This window comes from Rhodococcus sp. C3V, assembly GCF_029269915.1.
In the GTDB taxonomy this organism is placed as follows: Bacteria; Actinomycetota; Actinomycetes; order Mycobacteriales; family Mycobacteriaceae; genus Rhodococcus_F; species Rhodococcus_F qingshengii.
Map to the genome: position 1 here is coordinate 235326 of NZ_JARJBE010000006.1, position 17979 is coordinate 253304.

A 17979-nucleotide genomic window follows, 5' to 3' on the forward strand; every position below is an offset into this window, starting at 1 on the left:
CACGATCAGCGCCGGGAAGTGTGGCTCGGGGATTGAAGAGAAACATCGCACCGCCTCGATATCGAGTGGAAACCATGTGGCGATCCTGCGAGAGCGCAGCCGAAGGTCATCGACCTCGACGAAGGGTCGCTTCGAAGTCCGAACCTCCCCGAAGGTCCGAACTCAGGATCAAAATTTGTCGTCGTCAGGCGTCAGGAGCACCGCAGTGTTGCAGTGCTCGACGCAAGGCTAGAAACCGGTTGCCCACACCTGCTCTACCGGAAACGTTCGGCTTCGCGGGCAAGTTCGGTCAACCGTTCACACAACTGTGTGAGCTCTGAACTCTCTGCGCCCTCGGCAACTGCTGTCGCCACATCTTCGGCAGCGCATCGGACCTCGAACATCCGATCCACGAGTTCGACCGCTTCGACTGCGGTCAAGATGACGGCGTCAGCCGGGATCGACGTGCCCTTGACGGCATTGCGCTGCTCGTACGCACGCTGTCGACAAGACTGGCTGCAGTACCGGCGTCGACGACCGACACCGGTCACCGCGACCTCTCGACCACACCACACACACGGGTTTCCCGAACGCGCAGACTGCGGTGATCCGACGCGTGTGCTCTCAGCCATGAATCGACACTGTACTCGAGATTCGGACGCCTTCGATGAACGCGCACGGTACCCGGTAAGATGGAGAGGTTGCGTCTTCTCGCCACACGGGAACCAATCGGGTGCTCGTGGCGTTGTAGATGAGTGTGAGCGTCTACTCCCCAAGTCAGGGCGCCCACCAGCGGTGACGAACGAAGAGAGGACACCACCATGGCAGATCGCGTACTTCGAGGTAGCCGACTCGGAGCTGTGAGCTACGAGACCGACCGTGACCATGACCTCGCGCCCCGTCGTATGGCCAAGTACAAGTGCGAGAACGGCGAGATCTTCGACATCCCGTTCGCGGACGAAGCCGAGATCCCCGGCACCTGGTTGTGCCGAAACGGCCTCGAAGGCACCCTCATGGAGGGGACTGCTCCCGAAGCCAAGAAGGTCAAGCCTCCCCGCACCCACTGGGACATGCTGCTCGAGCGTCGCTCGGTCGAGGAACTCGAAGAGCTCCTCAAAGAGCGTCTCGATTTGCTGAAGGCCAAGCGTCGCGGCGCATGAACTAGCACTTCGATCAAGACCGTCCGGTTCTACACCGGGCGGTCTTTCTCGTTCTTCGGGGAGTGATCGTTCACAAGTCGACGTCATACTTCGGCCCTTCTTCGACGTGGCAACTTCAGGATGCTTCGCGGTCCTCAAAGACACTTCAGGGCAACGTCATTCAGCATCCAGGCGCACTCGCGGGCCGACAGTGCGCAAATCCTGGACTTGCGCTGGAGAACCATCGACACTGCGTCGTGCACCAGTGTGAGCTGTATCCCCCACCCCGCGACACACCAAACTTCGGTACACCAAACTTCGATACGGAGTGAACTGGTAGCTCAGTCACTCGGCCGGGTTGCTTGCCAAGTGACGATGGCAAGCAACCCGGCCGACTGGGGTGTGGGTGAATGATTTGCGGTGCTGAACGGTTCTTCCGCTACTTCCCGGTCACCGAGTGATGCTCTGTGCCGCGGTTCCTTGGCGGAGGCGGGTGATTTCGTTGCGTGATTCGACGACCTGGGGGCTGTCGTCGCCCTTGCTGACAGCTAGGTCGCTGCACAGATCCAGCGCGGCACGAACGATATGTCGTCGTTGGCGACGTTCGGCGCGAGTGGGTGCGGCTTTCGCGTAAGTGCGTTGTTGTCGCCATCCGCCGGCGGCTGTCACCTCGGCGTCGGTCAGGACGCCGGACTCGATTTCCGGGGCGAGAATGTCACGGACGAAGTGGGATTCACGTGGGTGCGCCCAGACGAACGCGATCCACAAGGCAGTGAACGCGAAGACGATGTCGCCGATCATGATGACGAACACGAGCGAACTGCTGCCGCCGGCGATCGCGAGCATGGAATCCCACACGCCGTGGATCAGGATGGGTGCCACGATCAACGCCAATCCGCGTCCGATCCGCCGGGGCTGGGCCGGGGTGCCGATCAGATAGATCACGCCGGCGCAGAAAAGGGCGGTGAAGAGGGGATGAGAGACGATGTCGGAGTAGGTGCGGGTGGCGATGGAACCGAGCAGGCCGTCGGTTTGGTGGGCGCCGAAGCCCTGTGTTGCGCCGGCAATCGAGTACAGAAAGTCTTCGCTGGTCTGAAATCCCAAGCCGATGAAAGCACCGAGGAGCAGGCCGTCGGTTGCGGTGCGCACCAGGCGTGGTGCAAGCGCGAGGAGGACTACGATGCCGATGCCTTTGGCGGTTTCCTCCACGAAGGGTGCAGAGAGGCCCGCATGCCAGTCCTGAGCCCATACCTGCCCGAAAATCTTCGAGTAGAGCGAACCGACTGCTCCGTTCGCGGGTACTGCGATAGTGAACGTTGCTGCGGTGGCGCCCCAGATGAAGCCGGTGACCACTAGTCCTACGGGTTGGCGTTCGTAGCGGTCGATGTGCCGGAACCACCATGTCCAGACCGCGGCGCTGATGACGCCGACGATGCCGGCAACGAGGAGTGCGCGCCCGAAGTATCCGGCGAAGGGAGCAAACATCTGCCAGCCTTTGACGAGGCCGAATCCGCACATCCACAGGTATATCCAGAACACGACGTTGCGTGGCTGGAAGAAGTGAAATTTCTCGCCCCAGGCCGTCGTATCGAATGCGCGGGAGCGGGTTTCGAGGAGATCGGTGCTCACTTGGTGTCTCCCTCGTGTGTGCCGATAGAGGCGATCATGTCGGTGATTTCTCGACTGCGGGCGGCGATCTGATCGGGTGGGCCGACTACCTGTACCCGAATTCCCTTGCCGTCGACGACGAATGTGGTCACCGATCCGGCGGACCGCGGAGTGTCAAAGCTGACCTGGACGCCGCTCAGACCCCCGTCGGTGCTGATCGGCTGGCGCGCACCGGAGACCGCAAGCACGGAACTGCCGTTCGTCGCAAGACTCACGGCATCTGTTTGGGAGAGGAGCTCGTCGGCAGTTCCACTGAATGTGTCGGCGTCGACGCTCACGGTGACGGTGCCATCGGTCAACGTCACACGTGGGAGCGAATCGGACGCGCCATGTTGGTCGGTTCGGAAACCGCTGTCGACATTCCAGCCCGCAGGTGCGGCGAAGGAGACCGTTTCGGTCACAGCCATCCGGTCTCCGGCGCCGGTTGGATCTTCGGAGGAGACAGCGGAATCGATGGCGGGCACGATCACGGTCCAGAGCATCCACACCGCCAAGATCGCGAGGGCGTGTGGGAAGACTCGTGTGTCGAATCCGAGGAAGCGGTGATCCGCTGGTGGACGTCTTCCGTGTAGGGGCTCGTGCTTGTGGGCAGTATTCGAAATAACGCTCAATTTCCCTCGTTTCCATTGCACGGCAGGTGCACTGACTATCGCAGAAACGGACAAGTTCCGTGCATCAGCCGGCACCTGCCGGTCATCGAGACGATCGTGCACCAAGTTCCCGTAGGCGCGAGATCACCGAGAGCTCCTAGTCGACGGTGAACCGTCGCATCGCCAGATGTCCGAACACGCCGACCAGAATCAACGTGACGCCTGCGGTCACGGAAACGGAGTCGGTCACCAACCCCGCGATGCCGGTCACGGCTACGAACACCGGCAAAAAGTCGAACAGCCTGAAAATCGACTGCGGTGGTTCGGTTTCGAGGCCCTGAGCCTGAGCGGCCTTGTTCGGCGCATACTCGGGGTACCACTCGGTGAAGGAGATCGCGAAGAAGGTTCCGAGCAACTGCAGAATCCATCCGGTCCAGAAGTTGTCACCGTCGTGCAGCAGTGCGTCTCCGAACAGGCCCACTACGGCCGACCAGGTGAAGGCGAGCGCCCACACCGCCGTAATGACGTAGTTGATGTGCAGAAACAGAGGCGTCGCCCAATACTCTTCGGGCGTCGACTCTTTCGCGTACTGCAGAGTGAAAGGATTGCGGAGCAGGATCGATCCGAAGGCAAAGACCACCAGCGCGATGTTGGTCAGTTCGCCTCCCCAGAGTTCGAACCACCGAATCGTGTTCGCCGACGCGAGGAGGCCGATGGCCGCCAGAACGCCGAAGAACACGACGTCGAAGACCTCCAACAGCTTCACGGTGCCGCCGCGCCGGTGACTGGCCGCCAAGATCAGCAGCGACAACCCGAGGGCTGCGGCCGCGGATTCCTCGAACCTTCCCGGCCCGGAGAGCAAGGACAGCAAGATCCACGGTGACAGGCCGGCGAGCGGTGACTGCAGAACCGCGTCGACGACACTGGTTTTGTGAACTGCATCCCGGGGCTCGGACTTGTCTGGCTCGGTTTTCTCAGGCTCGGTCACAAGAAGCCGCCTTACACAGGAACGGGTGGCACAGCGAGTACCCGCGTAGGCGCTCCTCGGAACATCGGCAGCCCTAATATCCGATGCTCGGCTCAGATTGCCGCAGTCTCCTCGGGTGAGTGCTCAGCCTGATCTCGGCGCCGGGCCAGCACTGCCATGGCAATCGCGCCGACCGCGATGATGCTGAGCACGATCTCCGGCACCGGACCTACTCGGCTGGCAAGGGTGGAGCTGGTCGAGAGCGGCACCTTCGCCACCAGGGCCGCCGGCACGAACAGGTCGGTTTGCGAAGTCACCGCACCGTCGGGAGCGATGATGGCGCTGACACCACTGGTTGCGGCGACAACGACGGCGCGGCCGTGCTCGACTGCCCGCACACGCGACATTGCCAGCTGCTGATAGGTCATCTCGGTGTCCCCGAAAGTGGCGTTGTTGGTCGGTACCGCCAGCAACTGTGCACCGTTGCGCACCGATTCCTGGAACGCCCGGTCGAACGCTACCTCGTAACAAGTCGCGACACCGATGGGTACCCCCGCTGCACGGACAACGCCGTTGCCCTCGCCGGGAACGAAATTGCCCGCGCGATCGGCGTACGAGGAGAAGTTCCGGAAGAAGCTTCGGTAGGGCAGGTATTCGCCGAACGGCTGAATGATCTTCTTGTCGTGCTGTTCCTGAGGACCGTTGGCGCCGTCCCACACGATCACCGAATTGGTGGTCGTACGATCGGCGTTCACGAGTACGGTGCCGACAAGAATCGGCGCTCCGATCGCTTCGGAGGCCCGGGTGATGTCGGCAGCGGCATCGGCGTTTCGCAGGGGGTCGATGTCCGAGGCGTTCTCCGGCCAGATCACGACGTCAGGCTGATCGACGCGGCCCGCGTCCACCTCGGCAGCAAGTTTCACGGTTTCGGCGACATGGTTGTCGAGGACCTGCTTGCGTTGCGAGTTGAAGTCCAAGCCCAACCTCGGAACGCTTCCCTGAATGGCGGCGACGGTGATCGTTCGATCACCGGAATCCATGGTGGACAAGAACGGCGACACCACGAGAGCAATGATCACGGGCACGAGGGCAGCGGCAACAGCTCCGAAGAATCCTCGGTCCCATCGTTTGGCCGCGACAGCGACTGCAACTGCTGCCAAGCCGGTACCGGTCAGGGCCACCGCGAAGCTGAGCAGCGGCGCACCGCCGACACTCGCAAGAGGGAGGAGCCACCCTTCGGATTGACCGAATGCGAGCCTGCCCCAAGGAAATCCGCCGAAAGGAACGCTGGAACGAAGCCACTCGGTGAGCGTCCAGGTCGCAGCAATCCACAAGGGTGCCCATGGCAACCTCGCCACCAGAACCGCAAGCAGCCCGAACAGTCCGATGAACAACGACTCCACCGCGGCCAACGCGATCCACGGGACCGCACCTACGAACACACCGATCCACGGAAGCAACGGCACCAGAAATCCGAGACCAGCCAAGTATCCGTAACCGAAGCCGGCACGAAGGCGCAGTCCGCCGCGCCCGAAGTTCGTCAACACACACGTCAGAAGAGCGATCCCGACGGGCGCCAAGAACCACAGCGGGCGGGGTGGGAACCCTGCGAAGATCAGGAATCCACCTGCGGCCGCGTACAGCGAGCGTAGCCATGCGGAACCGGTGAGCACAGCGCTCACACGGGAGCGATCACCGACAGACGCCTCTGCGCCGGCCTCACTCACTCGACGAGCCGCGCTGATAGACGACGCGTCCGCGATGCACCGACTTGATGCAGACCGGAATCGGCGCATCTTCCGCCAGCCTCGGCAGAGCGGGTACGCGCGAGCGCGGATCGGTAGACCATCGCTGAACCGAGTCGGCGGGTGCGCTCACTTCGAGTTCGCCTGCCTCCCACAACACGTAGGAGGCCGGTGCGCCCGGATTGAGGGTTCCCGCGGCGCCGTCCCGCACTCCGCCCGCGCGCCAGGCGCCGCGAGTTGCCGCGGAGAAGGCCGCACGCGGCGAGATTCCACTTCCGTCGGTGCGGTGCTGGACAGCGGCGCGCAGCATCGCCCACGGCTCGATGGGGGTGACTGGGGCGTCGGAGCTGAATGCGAGCGAGACACCCTTACCGGCAGCAGGTGCAAACGGATTCAACGCTGCTGCGCGCTCTACTCCCAGGCGCGTGGCGTACAGACCGTCGGCGCCACCCCACAGTGCGTCGAACACCGGTTGGACGCTAGCGATGACACCCAAGGCGGCAAAGGTTTCCGCGTCGGCCATGGACATCATTTCCGCGTGCTCGAGGCGGTGACCCAACGCGGCGACCCTGGGGCCACCCAGTTCGTCGGCGACCCTGCGGAACGCGGCAGCTGCCGACGAGACGGCGCCGTCACCGATGGCATGGAACCCGGCCTGGACGCCCGCGAGGGTACAGGCCCGGATGTGTGCGGCGATCGCGTCGACGTCGAGGTAGGCATTGCCCGTCGAATCAGGTTGGTCTGCATAGGGTTCGAGCAACCACGCGGTATGCGAACCGAGCGAGCCGTCGATGAAGAGATCCCCGCCGAGTCCGTCTGCTCCGGTTTTGTCGAGGAGCGCGCGAGCATCCTCTTCGCTGTCGACACGCTCACCCCAGTAGCCCCGAACCTCCACGCCGTGATCGTGGGCCAACAGTTCCTGGAAATCGGTCAATCCCGAGATGTCCGGTCCCCCGCACTCGTGAACGGCCACGATTCCGCGTGATGCGCAGAGATCGAGCGCAGCGGTACGAGCAGAAGCGCGCTGAGTTTCCGTCAGCAGATTCCGAGCGGCATTGCGCGCCAGGTGGTGTGCGTCGAACGTCAACGGGCCTTCGGCTGAGTATCCAGCCGTGTCGGTGAGGCCGGAGATCCCGTCGCGCAATGCGCTCGAGCACGCGGCCGAGTGAACGTCGATCCGCGAGAGATACACCTTGCGGCCAGGGGCGGCCGCATCGAGATCTGCGGTCGACGGCGGGGTCTGCTCGGCCCACTCGGTGTCGTCCCAACCGTGTCCCCAGATGACTGCGTCGGGATGGGCAGTTTCGGGGTTCGCGGCTGCGAATGTTCGTACTCGCGCGAGACATTCGTCCAGAGAGTTCGCGCCCACGAGATCGAGGCCGACGAGATTGAGTCCCAGTGCGGTGATGTGGACGTGGGTGTCGACGAACCCGGGAGTGACAAACGCACCACCCAGGTCTTCGATCTCCGCGGCGGGGTGCAACGCCCGTCCGGCGCGCTCGTCGCCGACCCACACGACGGTGCCGTCGGTGATGGCGATCGAGGTCGCGTCAGGTGCAAATGAACTGTAGATCCGGCCGTTGACCAGCAGACGAGTAGTCACGAGCACCCAGTCTGCCTGTTAGTACTGCGGCCCCCGCGAACGGGTGGGTGTATCCGTGTCCAGAATCTCACCCTCGAGCACCAGTTCCTTGCCGTTGCTGGCGACGTACTCGGTGGTTTCGGGTGTCTCGACGATGATCTCGCCGTCGATCACCTCGCCGTTTCCGCGCATCCGCGCCGCGTAGCCGACGGTTCCGGCGAAGGCGTCACCACCGGCGGCAAATGCTGCTGCGCGCTTACCTGCCAGGAGCACTGCAAGCGGGCGCAGCGCCCAGCGGGTCGGCGGAATCAGAAGCAGCAGGCCCAGAACCGAAGTCACGAGTCCGGGTACGAACATCAACGCGGAGCCCGCCGCGACCAGGGCGCCGTCGGCGACCGCCAGTGACGGCGATCCCTCACCCCGCGTGGCCTTACGGAACCCGTCCATGACCCGTCGCCACTGCGAGCGCATGAGGATCAATCCGACAAGCGATCCGGCGAGAAACAGCAGCACTGTCCAGGCGACACCGATGGCGTTGCCCACGATGACCAAGGCTGCGATCTCGACGATCACGTAGAGGAGAAATACGGCGGCGATCATGACGTCCCCTTTCAGACGGTCTATTCGTTCAACGCTCGAGGGGCCGGTTTTTCTCCCGACAACGACGCAGAGGTGCAAAACAGGTGGGTGCTGTGAGTCACACGGGCCTTCTCTCACGCACGTGCGACTTGCCTGGCGTTAACTAACGCTCCGCTAACGATTCTAAACCTCAAGTTGACGTTGAGACTCTGCGCATGGTCAAGTCACTTCGGGCCGCATTTCCCGGCCTCATGAAATGAAGGAGCCCGACATGAGCCGACTCCCCGGCAAGACACTCGCCCGACGCATTCCCGCTGCCATCGCCGGCACTGCCGCCGTCGTGGCACTCACCGCCGGCAGCGCGATGATCAGCGCGGGAACCGCGGCCGCAGAACCGGTAGTACCCGAAGGAATTGCCGCACTGATCGCGCAGGCCGCAGCCATCTCCCCCGAAGCCTCTGCTGCTGTTCAGCAGTTGATCGGCACGGCAGGCGCTGATCAGATCACGACCGCTCTCGATCTCCCGGACATCGGCGTCACCAAGCCGCAGTCGTTCATGTACCCCGCACCGACGGTCGGGTGTGGCGTGGCCGGTGAACCCGTCACCGTCACCCTCAGCTCCGCACAGGCCGGTCCGAACTTCCCGTTGCCGCCGTGGGTCGAGGCCGACCATCTCCGTTTCCAGGCAATCCCGGGTTACGTCGGCATACCCAAGACCTCAGGGTTGAGTGTTGCCTGGATCAACGTCGGCACGTTCAAGGGCGGCATCGTCCCGTTGGACGAGAAGTTGCCCGTACTCGATACGCCGTTGCTCTCGAAGGTCGTCGACACCGGTGACGGCAAGGTGTTTGCCGCTCTGTTCGGCAATGTCGATTACGCAGACGGGAAGACCTGCATCGTGCTGCCAACAGTGGGCGCTTTTGATGCTTGAGCAGAGCGAAACGCTCGCTGCCTGACAGACGGCTGGCCTACGCGCCCGGAGTCACCAGTCCGGTCTCGTAGGCCAGCACCACAGCCTGCACACGATCACGCAGATCGAGTTTGGTGAGAATGCGTCCGACGTGCGACTTGATCGTCGATTCGGACAGGTACAGCTGCTGTGCGATCTCGATGTTCGACAGTCCCGTGGCCACGTGTCCGAGGACTTCGCGTTCGCGTTCGGTCAGGACGTCGAGAACCACCGGATCGCGCCGGGGCGCCGGACCGTCCACGATGAACCTCGACAGCAGACGACGTGTCACCTTCGGGGAGACAACCGCGTCACCGGCTGCCACGCTGCGGATAGCCGACACGAGGTCCTCGGGCGGGGTGTCTTTGAGAAGAAAACCACTCGCTCCGGCACGCAGGGCGCCGAGCGCGTGTTCGTCCAGGTCGAACGTCGTCATCACCAGGACCCTGGATTCGATCCCGGACGCAAGAATCTGCTCCGTCGCTTTCACCCCGTCGACAATCGGCATCCGCACATCCATCAACACGACGTCAGGCTTCAGCGCCACCGCCGCTGCGACCGCCGCGGCTCCGTCACCGGCCTCACCGATAACCGAGATGTCTTCATGTGCTTCTAGCACCATGTTCAGGCCCATCCGCATGAGTTCCTGGTCGTCGACTAGCAGCACGGTGATGGGCACGGCGTAAACCTATCGGGCCTGAGACGTCGGTGCCAATGCGATTGCGGCGAGCCGGTATCAATCGTGGATCTCGAGCGGCAGCTCTGCGTACACACGCCAACTGCCGTCGGGGCGTCGTCCGGTCTCGAGTGTCCCGTGCAGTACGGCCACCCGCTCACGCATGCCGACCAGTCCGTTGCCCGAACCGTGAGCGAAGGTCGAGCTCGACGTTCCGTTGTCGACGACCTCGAGTAGTACCGCGGTCTCGGTGCGGCGCACGGTGACTCGGGCCTTCGGGTTTGCGCCGGCGTGGCGGAGGACATTGGTCAGTGATTCCTGAACGAGGCGATGAATGCCCAGGCTGACCGATGGACTGACGTCGTCGAGCTCGCCGGTCAGCTCGAGGCGCACGCCGAGACCAGCGGCCCGCATCATCTCGACGACCTTGGCGATGCCGGCAGTTCCGTGTTGCGGCATCGCATCACTACTGACCTCGGTGCGCAGCAGCGAGACGGTCCGGCGAAGCTCGGCAAGGGCGTCGCGTCCGGTGCTGGAGATGTTGCCGAGCGCCTTCTTGGCCAACGCGGGATTGGAATCGACCGCATACGACGCGCCGTCCGCCTGGACGATCATCACGCTGACCGCGTGGGCGACGACATCGTGGAGTTCGCGGGCGATTCGGGTTCTTTCCGTGGCCACCGCATCCTCGGCACGCCGATCCCGTTCGTATTCGGCCACTTCAAGTCTGGCGGCCACTTCCTCGTCGTAGGCGCGGCGGGCGCTCAAGAACTCGGCGGTGATCCAGGCCAGTGCATAGAGCAGGGTCGCGATGATGATCGTGAGGATCACGTCTTCGCGGATGACGAGCAACGAGAGTGTCATGTCCAGGGCAAGGAAGCACGCGAAAATCGCCCCGGTGCGTCGATCGACATACGCAACGAGTGTGTAGAGCGAGACCCCGAGCGCCAACAGGCCTGGATGTTCCGCAGCCGGATCCCCGGTCGCCCACATCATCAAGGTTGCGAAGTACGACATCGACAAAATGGACGCAGCGGACACACGCGGATATTTGCGACGCCACACGACGGGAAGGCAGATCAGAAATCCGACGACGAGCTGAGGCCACCGCTCCTCACGCGGCGAACTGACGAACGTGACTACCTCGAGCGCGAAGAACACGAGCGACAGCGCGCTGTCCGCGATCATCGGCTTTCCTCGCAGCCACAGGCTGAACCTCCGCATGTGCTCAAGAGTGTCACAGCTGTGAAAGAGTCACCGCCGTGGATATTGCTGATTGGGGACTGCTGATGACGGCAGCGACGGCGGCGGGTTGGGTCGACGCCGTGGTCGGCGGCGGTGGATTGATTCTGTTGCCGGCGCTCTTTCTGGTCGCACCCCAATTGACCCCACAGGCGGCACTGGCCACCAATAAATTGACGGCATTCACCGGGACGAGTGCTGCGGTGTACACGTTCTCCCGTCGAATCCCGATGGAGTGGCGGCAGATGGCGCCGGCAGCCGCGTTGGCTGCGGTGACGGCCGCGTGCGGGGCGGCGGCCGTTTCGCTGATCGACAAGAAGTACTTCATTCCGATCGTGATGGTCGTCCTCGTCGCCGTCGCCGTCTTCGTGACCATGCGTCCGACGCTGGGCACCACGATCGCGACCCATCGTCCGACGCAGCGCAAGACCGTCCTCGTCCTGCTGCTCTCCGCCGGACTCATCGGCCTCTACGACGGTCTGCTCGGACCCGGCACCGGCACCTTCCTCATCATCAGCTTCGCGACCTTCCTCGGAACCGAATTCGTTCGGAGCGCAGCGATGGCGAAGGTGATCAATCTCGGTTCCAATTTCGGCGCGCTCGCCTACTTCGCCGTCACCGGGCATGTCTGGTGGAGTTTGGGTTTGGCGATGGCGGTGTGCAACGTTCTCGGCGCGGTCATCGGTTCGCGGATGGCGCTGAGCAAGGGATCCGGATTCGTGCGGATCACGCTGTTGGTGGTCGTGATCGCCATGGTGATTCGCCTCGGATGGCAGCAGTTCGGCTGAGATCGGCGGTCGTCGGCTAGCGTCGTGTGCGTGACCGTCACCCGAGATGTCGATGCAGATTTCCTCGCCCTCCCGCTGCGAGCTGTCGCTGATGCGGCGCTGTCGGCAGCGAGAACGGCCGGCGCCCAGCACGCCGATGTTCGTGTCCACCGCGTGCTCACACAGTCGATCAGGTTGCGCGACGGCGTAGTTCAGGCGGTGTCCGACGGAGACGAGATCGGGGTCGCCGTCCGTGTGATCGTCGACGGCACGTGGGGATTCGCCTCGCACGCCGAGGTGTCCCCCGATGTCGCTGCTGCGCTGGCACGCCAAGCGGTCGAGGTCGCGAAGGCATTGCGCTCGCTCAATCGGGATCCGGTCACCCTCGCCGACGAGCCCGTCTACGCCGACGCGACGTGGGTGTCGCCGTACCTCGAAGATCCCTTCGCGACACCGACGGCCGAGAAGGTAGGCCTGCTGGTCGACTACTCCGGACGGCTTCAAGCCGCCGACGGCGTGGATCACGTCACGGCGAGTGTCCTCCAGGTCAAGGAGCAGACCTTCTACGCGGATCTGGCCGGTTCGTCGATCACCCAGCAACGGGTGCGTCTGCACCCCGAGTTCGAGGCGACCGCCGTCGACAAGTCGGCCGGCAGCTTCGAATCGATGCGCACCTTGGCGCCGCCGGTAGGCCGCGGATGGGAGTACCTCGGGGCGGAGAGCACATGGAACTGGGGCGATGAGCTCGCGCAGATCCCGGAGTGGCTGGCCGAGAAGACCAAGGCACCGACCGTCGAAGCGGGTCCGACCGACCTCGTGATCGATCCGACCAATCTGTGGCTCACGATCCACGAATCCATCGGACACGCCACCGAATACGACCGGGCGATCGGCTACGAAGCGGCCTACGCCGGTACGTCGTTCGCGACGCCGGACAAGCTGGGAACGCTGAAATACGGAACGCCACTCATGCACGTGACCGCCGATCGTAACGAAGAGCACGGCCTGGCCAGCGTCGGATTCGACGACGACGGCGTCGCCTCTCAACGGTGGGATCTGGTGGCAGAGGGAACACTGGTCGGGTATCAACTAGACCGCGTGTTCGCGCCGAGGCTGGGGCTGACGCGTTCCAACGGTTGCTCGTACGCAGACTCCGCACATCACGTTCCCATCCAGCGAATGGCCAACGTCTCGCTCTCCCCCGACCCTTCTACGGACACCTCGACTGCAGACCTGATCTCGCGAGTCGAGAACGGCATCTACGTCGTCGGCGACAAGTCCTGGTCGATCGACATGCAGCGCTACAACTTTCAGTTCACCGGTCAGCGGTTCTTCAAGATCCGTGACGGAAAGCTCGACGGTCAGGTGCGCGACGTGGCGTATCAGGCGACGACGACGGATTTCTGGGGCTCGATGGAAGCCGTTGGCGGTGAGTCGACCTGGCGTCTGCAAGGCGCATTCAACTGCGGCAAGGCGCAACCCGGTCAGGTTGCGGCGGTCAGCCACGGCTGCCCGTCCGCTCTGTTCCGCGGAGTCAACATCCTCAACACTCGTTCGGAGGCTCAGCAGTGATCGATCCGCAGCAGGTCGTCGAGCGTGCATTGGCCGCGAGGACGGTAGACGAATCGTTGGTGATCGTGACCGATGCGAGTGAGGCGTCGCTGCGGTGGGCCAACAATTCGATGACCACCAACGGAGTTTCGCTGTCCCGGACGTGGACGGTGATCTCGATCGTGCGCGAGGGTGACATCGCGAAGGTGGGCACTGTCAGTTCCAGCAGTGTCGATCCGGAGCAGATTTCCGCGCTCGTACAGGCAAGCGAGGCAGCTGCTCGCACAGCCACTCCGGCTGACGACGCGTCCGACCTGATCACGCAGTCGGCGGCAGAGACCGACTGGGACCTGCCGGCCGCCCTGACCGACATCGGTGTCTTTGCGCCGTTGGCTGCCGACCTGTCCACGGCCTTCGACGGCGGCGACCAGTTGTTCGGCTTCGCTCACCACCAGTTGCACACCACCTGGCTCGGCACTTCGACGGGCGTGCGACGTAGAACGGCTCAGGCCACCGGCTCCGTGGAGATCAACGGCAAGCGCGGCGACGCAAGTGCCTGGGTCGGATCCGGAACTGTCGATTTCAGCGATATCTCGATACCGAAGCTCTTGTCGCAGTTGACCACTCGACTCGACTGGGCGGGTAACTCCGTCAGTCTGCCTGCCGGCCGCTACGAGACAATTCTTCCGCCGTCGGCTGTGGCGGACCTGATGATCTATCTGATGTGGACCATGGAGGGTCGCGGCGCCGAAGAGGGCCACACCGCACTGTCCACCACCGGTGGTACCCGGATCGGCGAGAAGCTCGGATTGCCACTGACACTCACCTCCGACCCCGGCGCCGAGGGCTTGCAATCCGCGCCGTTCGTGATCACGACGTCGTCGAGTGAATCCGTCTCACTGTTCGACAACGGTATGGAGATCGAACCCGTCGACTGGGTCCGAGACGGCGTCGTCAATGCGCTGGCGTACCCGCGCCACGCTGCACGAGAATTCGGTCGACCTGTCGCAGTTCCCGGCGACAATCTCATCCTGACCGGTGGTGACGACACCTCGATCGAGGACATGATCGCAGGTACCGAGAAGGGTCTACTGCTCACAACCCTCTGGTACATCCGTGAGGTGGATCCGACGACGCTGCTGTTGACCGGACTCACCCGTGACGGGGTGTATTTGATCGAGGACGGCAAGATCGTCGGCGCCGTCAACAACTTCCGTTTCAACGAGAGTCCGCTCGATCTCCTGCGGCGGGTCACCGAGGCTGGACGCACCGAGATCACGCTTCCTCGGGAGTGGAAAGATTGGTTCACCCGCACGGCCATGCCGCCGATGCGCATTCCCGACTTCCACATGTCCTCGGTCAGCCAGGCGCAGTGATGGCGAAGGTCGTGATCGCCGGCGGCACCGGTGCTCTCGGCCGCCGAATCAGCGACGATCTCGCGGACCGCGGATATGACGTCGTGGTCCTGACTCGCTCACCGAAACCCGGCAGGCACAGGCAGGTTCAGTGGGACGGCGTCACGGTGGGCGACTGGGCGGGAGAACTCGACGGCGCATCGGTGATCAATCTGGCCGGCGAGTTGGTCGATCGCCGACCCACACCGGCAAACATCGCACTACTCACCAGTTCCCGAGTCGATCCGACCCGCGCGCTGGTCGAAGCGTCGAAATTACTGGCGAACCCTGTTCCGGTGTGGATCCAGGCGAGCACGCTCGCGATCTACGGCGACGCCGGAGAGACCCGGCTCGACGAGGCTTCCCCACTCGCTGACGGACCACCTCAGATGACCGACGTCGCAAAGGACTGGGAGGCAGCGGTCGAGGGAGCAAACGCGTCACGAGTGGTGATCCTGCGAACCAGTGTCGTGTTGGAGAAGGGCACACCGGCGCTCGAGCGACTGCTGTTGCTCGTGCGTCTCGGTCTGGGCGGACGCGTCGCCTCGGGTAGGCAGTGGACCAGTTGGATTCACATCGAGGACTGGCTGTCGATAGTGCGCTGGGCACTCGAACCCGATTCGGCTGCCTCGGGCGTGGTCATCGCGACGGCTCCGGATCCCGTCCGAAACTCAGAACTGATGGCCGGGCTGCGCAAGCACCTTCACCGGCCACCTGCGCCGCCGACGCCCGCTTTCATGGTCAGATTCGGCGCGTTCCTTCTTCGCAGCGACGCTGCCCTGGGCCTGACGGGTCGTCATGCCGTATCGAAAGTGTTGGCGGACAAAGGCTTCCCCTTCACGTATCCGCGGTTCGATTCAGCGTTGGACGATCTGCTCGGCAACTGACGCGCGGTCAGGCTGCAGTGATGGCAAGTCCGATCGTTCCGGTCTTGCCGCGGCGCAGGAGACTGCCTTTCATGGTGATCCAGCCGAGGATTCCGTACCGACGTGCTATCGCGTCGCGAGCATGATCGGTGCCCGGTCCGTCGAGGATCTCGGCGACGGCGGCCACCGGTTCACCCTTGGGATTTCCCCGAGCGTCACACGCAGCGACGGTGACCGACGGGTTTCGCCTGATGCGCTTGACCTTGTAGGAATCGGTGACGGTCCACATGAGGAGCTTGTCGCCGTCCGGCGCGGCCCAGAGTGGAGTCGCCACCGGCGTTCCGTCCTTGCGGAAGGTCGTGAGTAGGACGTACTTGGCCTCGGAGACGCGCTTGAAGTCGGGGTTCACTCCTCGAGGATAGGTGCGAGCGCCTCTCGCTGAACACCGACAGGTTTCCGCGACTATCTGGTGACCGATCAGTACCACCCAGGAAGTGCCACTTATGCACGTTTTATCCGGTTCTTCATGACGTCGGACACGCCGTTTCGTCCCCGAACTCCATCTCGAGTTATTCTGAGGCAAACCGTCGAACTGGGGAGTCGAACTTACACATGCAGCGCCGTGACATGCAGCGTCGTGACTTTTTCAAAGCCGCCGGGGCGGGGGCGGCAGTTGCAGCCGCGGCGCCGCTCATGTCGACGTCGACCAGCCACGCCACCCCCGCACCACTGCGGGCGCTCCCGATGGGTGCTGATCACTACCGCGCGCTCGTCCCCGAGTTGTTCGCACCATCTCCTACTCCCCCGGAGCATTCCGAAGCCATCGTCATCGGGTCCGGATTCGGCGCCAGCGCCACCGCCCTCCGGTTGGCGCAGAGCGGCACCCAGATCACCATCCTCGAACGCGGACTTCGGTGGCCGCATGATCCGCAACGGGAGATTCACACCTCCGACATGCTGGCCGACGGCCGCGGAGTCTTCCGGCGAACATCGTTCACCAACCTCACCGGACTCCCCGTGGCGTGCGACTACTTCAGCGGCGTCCTCGATGCCACCGACTACCAACACATCTCGGTCTGGCGCGGCGCTGCAGTCGGCGGTGGTTCCATCATCTTCACCGGCGTGATGATCGCGCCCGAGCGCCGATTCTTCGACGCAGTCTTCGGCAACTCCCTCGACTACGACGAGATGGCGTCCACCTGGTACCCCAAAGTGCGCCAGATGCTGCGTCTGAGCCCGTTGCCCGAAGACATTTACCAAACCCCGAACTTCGGTCACTCGCGTCGTTGGGATCAGGACGCTCGTCGTGCCGGATTCGATCCGCAGCGGATCGACGGGATCTGGAACTGGGACGTGGTGCGCTCAGAACTCGACGGCCGAACCCGAGCCTCGGCCACTGTCGGTGACAGCAACATGGGTAACTCCAACGGCGCGAAGTTCGACCTCACACAGAACTACATTCCCGCCGCCGAAGCCACCGGACGAGCCACCGTCTGTTACGGACATCAGGTGCTCGCGATCAGTCGCGAACGTGATGGACGCTACGTCGTCGACGTCGAATCGACGGATCCGACGGGTGGCGTTCTGGCCCGGAAGACTCTTACCTGTGACCGTCTGTTCCTCGGCGCCGGCTCGATCGGCACCTCCGAACTGCTGGTACGCGCCCAGGCGACGGGCGCGCTGCCCAACCTCAACGAACACGTCGGTAAGGGCTGGGGAACGAACGGCGACGCCGGGATGGTGCGCTCGTTCGGCTTCAGTGACGGCACTGCGCAAGCCGCACCGTCGGCATCACGCATCGTCGACGAGTCGGGAATGCCGCTCTCCCTCGAGAATTGGTATGTCCCCGGCTTGCCCGTCAACATCGGCATGCTCGGAACCTTGGGGATGACCCTCGACTCGCAGCGCGCCGACTTCGCCTACGACGGCGGCTCCGATCGGGTGGTGCTGAACTGGCCGAAGAACGGCAACGACGCCACCGTCGAGGCCCTGCGCGCCGTCCAGAACAAGATGGCCTTCGCCGGCACCACGCTGCCGTCCGCCCTGCCGTTCGCGAAAGACGTCAATTCCTCGTTCACCGCGCATCCCCTCGGCGGTGCGGTTCTGGGCAAGGCCACCGACGGCTACGGGCGAGTCAAGGGCTACGACGGCCTATACGTGATGGACGGCGCTGCCATTCCGGGCAGCACCGGCACCGTCAATCCGTCACTGACCATCACTGCTCTGGCGGAGCGGAACATCGCTCAGATCATCAAGTCCGGACGCTGAAGCACTTCAGCGCCCGG

17 protein-coding genes are annotated in these 17979 nt (G+C 63.6%); 7 read left to right on the plus strand and 10 right to left on the minus strand.

Annotated features, from left to right (window positions below; all coding sequences use genetic code 11):
- Positions 1-254: 254 nt before the first annotated feature.
- Positions 255-611, minus strand: a complete 357-nt coding sequence (locus tag P3G66_RS17815) for a hypothetical protein (RefSeq protein WP_042450945.1) — start codon at positions 609-611, stop codon at positions 255-257.
- A gap of 189 nt (positions 612-800) precedes the next feature.
- On the opposite strand from P3G66_RS17815, the gene P3G66_RS17820 reads away from it, so the two are divergent.
- Positions 801-1139 carry an RNA polymerase-binding protein RbpA gene (locus P3G66_RS17820; RefSeq protein ID WP_003944971.1) on the plus strand — a complete coding sequence of 113 codons (339 nt, stop codon included), beginning with the start codon at positions 801-803 and terminating at the stop codon, positions 1137-1139.
- Between the two features lie 429 nt (positions 1140-1568).
- On the opposite strand, the gene P3G66_RS17825 is transcribed toward P3G66_RS17820, so the two are convergent.
- The 6 genes from P3G66_RS17825 to P3G66_RS17850 all read right to left on the minus strand — a co-directional run bounded on the left by P3G66_RS17825 (position 1569) and on the right by P3G66_RS17850 (position 8270).
- The gene (locus P3G66_RS17825) at positions 1569-2747 is read right to left on the minus strand and encodes a PrsW family intramembrane metalloprotease (RefSeq protein WP_276116942.1); all 1179 of its coding nucleotides are present in this window, start codon (positions 2745-2747) and stop codon (positions 1569-1571) included.
- Positions 2744-3397, minus strand: coding sequence for a hypothetical protein (locus P3G66_RS17830; protein WP_276116943.1), 654 nt, complete (start codon positions 3395-3397; stop codon positions 2744-2746). The genes P3G66_RS17825 and P3G66_RS17830 overlap by 4 nt, the downstream gene beginning before the upstream one ends.
- 136 nt (positions 3398-3533) lie before the next feature.
- Positions 3534-4364, minus strand: coding sequence for a hypothetical protein (locus P3G66_RS17835; protein WP_007729819.1), 831 nt, complete (start codon positions 4362-4364; stop codon positions 3534-3536).
- 92 nt (positions 4365-4456) lie between these two features.
- A complete protein-coding gene (lnt, locus tag P3G66_RS17840) occupies positions 4457-6025 on the minus strand; it encodes an apolipoprotein N-acyltransferase (RefSeq protein WP_276116978.1) in 1569 nt (522 codons plus the stop codon).
- Positions 6026-6062: 37 nt separating this feature from the next.
- Positions 6063-7697, minus strand: coding sequence for an amidohydrolase (locus P3G66_RS17845; RefSeq protein WP_276116944.1), 1635 nt, complete (start codon positions 7695-7697; stop codon positions 6063-6065).
- Between the two features lie 12 nt (positions 7698-7709).
- Complete coding sequence (locus P3G66_RS17850; RefSeq protein WP_003944915.1) at positions 7710-8270, minus strand: FxsA family protein; 561 nt, start codon at positions 8268-8270, stop codon at positions 7710-7712.
- 250 nt (positions 8271-8520) lie between these two features.
- Between P3G66_RS17850 and P3G66_RS17855 the strand changes: the two genes are divergently transcribed.
- On the plus strand, positions 8521-9180 hold the full coding sequence (locus tag P3G66_RS17855; RefSeq protein ID WP_003944837.1) for a hypothetical protein: 660 nt from the start codon (positions 8521-8523) through the stop codon (positions 9178-9180).
- 37 nt (positions 9181-9217) lie between these two features.
- On the opposite strand, the gene P3G66_RS17860 is transcribed toward P3G66_RS17855, so the two are convergent.
- Both P3G66_RS17860 and P3G66_RS17865 read right to left on the minus strand, forming a co-directional pair.
- Positions 9218-9877, minus strand: a complete 660-nt coding sequence (locus tag P3G66_RS17860; protein ID WP_003945024.1) for a response regulator transcription factor — start codon at positions 9875-9877, stop codon at positions 9218-9220.
- 57 nt (positions 9878-9934) lie between these two features.
- The gene (locus tag P3G66_RS17865) at positions 9935-11098 is read right to left on the minus strand and encodes a sensor histidine kinase (protein WP_276116945.1); all 1164 of its coding nucleotides are present in this window, start codon (positions 11096-11098) and stop codon (positions 9935-9937) included.
- 38 nt (positions 11099-11136) lie between these two features.
- Between P3G66_RS17865 and P3G66_RS17870 the strand changes: the two genes are divergently transcribed.
- Genes P3G66_RS17870 through P3G66_RS17885 form a run of 4 tightly spaced genes read left to right on the plus strand, consistent with a single transcriptional unit; the run spans position 11137 to position 15715 of the window.
- A complete protein-coding gene (locus P3G66_RS17870) occupies positions 11137-11904 on the plus strand; it encodes a TSUP family transporter (protein ID WP_030536361.1) in 768 nt (255 codons plus the stop codon).
- A gap of 30 nt (positions 11905-11934) precedes the next feature.
- Positions 11935-13455 carry a TldD/PmbA family protein gene (locus tag P3G66_RS17875; protein WP_003944822.1) on the plus strand — a complete coding sequence of 507 codons (1521 nt, stop codon included), beginning with the start codon at positions 11935-11937 and terminating at the stop codon, positions 13453-13455.
- Positions 13452-14810 carry a metallopeptidase TldD-related protein gene (locus P3G66_RS17880; protein WP_075833200.1) on the plus strand — a complete coding sequence of 453 codons (1359 nt, stop codon included), beginning with the start codon at positions 13452-13454 and terminating at the stop codon, positions 14808-14810. The genes P3G66_RS17875 and P3G66_RS17880 overlap by 4 nt, the downstream gene beginning before the upstream one ends.
- Entirely contained in the window at positions 14810-15715 is a 906-nt protein-coding gene (locus tag P3G66_RS17885) for a TIGR01777 family oxidoreductase (RefSeq protein ID WP_276116946.1), read from the plus strand. The genes P3G66_RS17880 and P3G66_RS17885 overlap by 1 nt, the downstream gene beginning before the upstream one ends.
- A 7-nt stretch (positions 15716-15722) precedes the next feature.
- Here the strand turns inward: P3G66_RS17885 and P3G66_RS17890 are convergent, their stop codons facing one another.
- On the minus strand, positions 15723-16103 hold the full coding sequence (locus P3G66_RS17890) for a PPOX class F420-dependent oxidoreductase (protein WP_054188250.1): 381 nt from the start codon (positions 16101-16103) through the stop codon (positions 15723-15725).
- 203 nt (positions 16104-16306) lie between these two features.
- Here P3G66_RS17890 and P3G66_RS17895 point away from each other — a divergent pair, with 203 nt between their 5' ends.
- Positions 16307-17962 (plus strand): GMC oxidoreductase, encoded by a 1656-nt coding sequence (locus P3G66_RS17895; RefSeq protein WP_082845784.1) that lies wholly within the window; start codon positions 16307-16309, stop codon positions 17960-17962.
- The last annotated feature ends 17 nt before the right edge of the window (positions 17963-17979 follow it).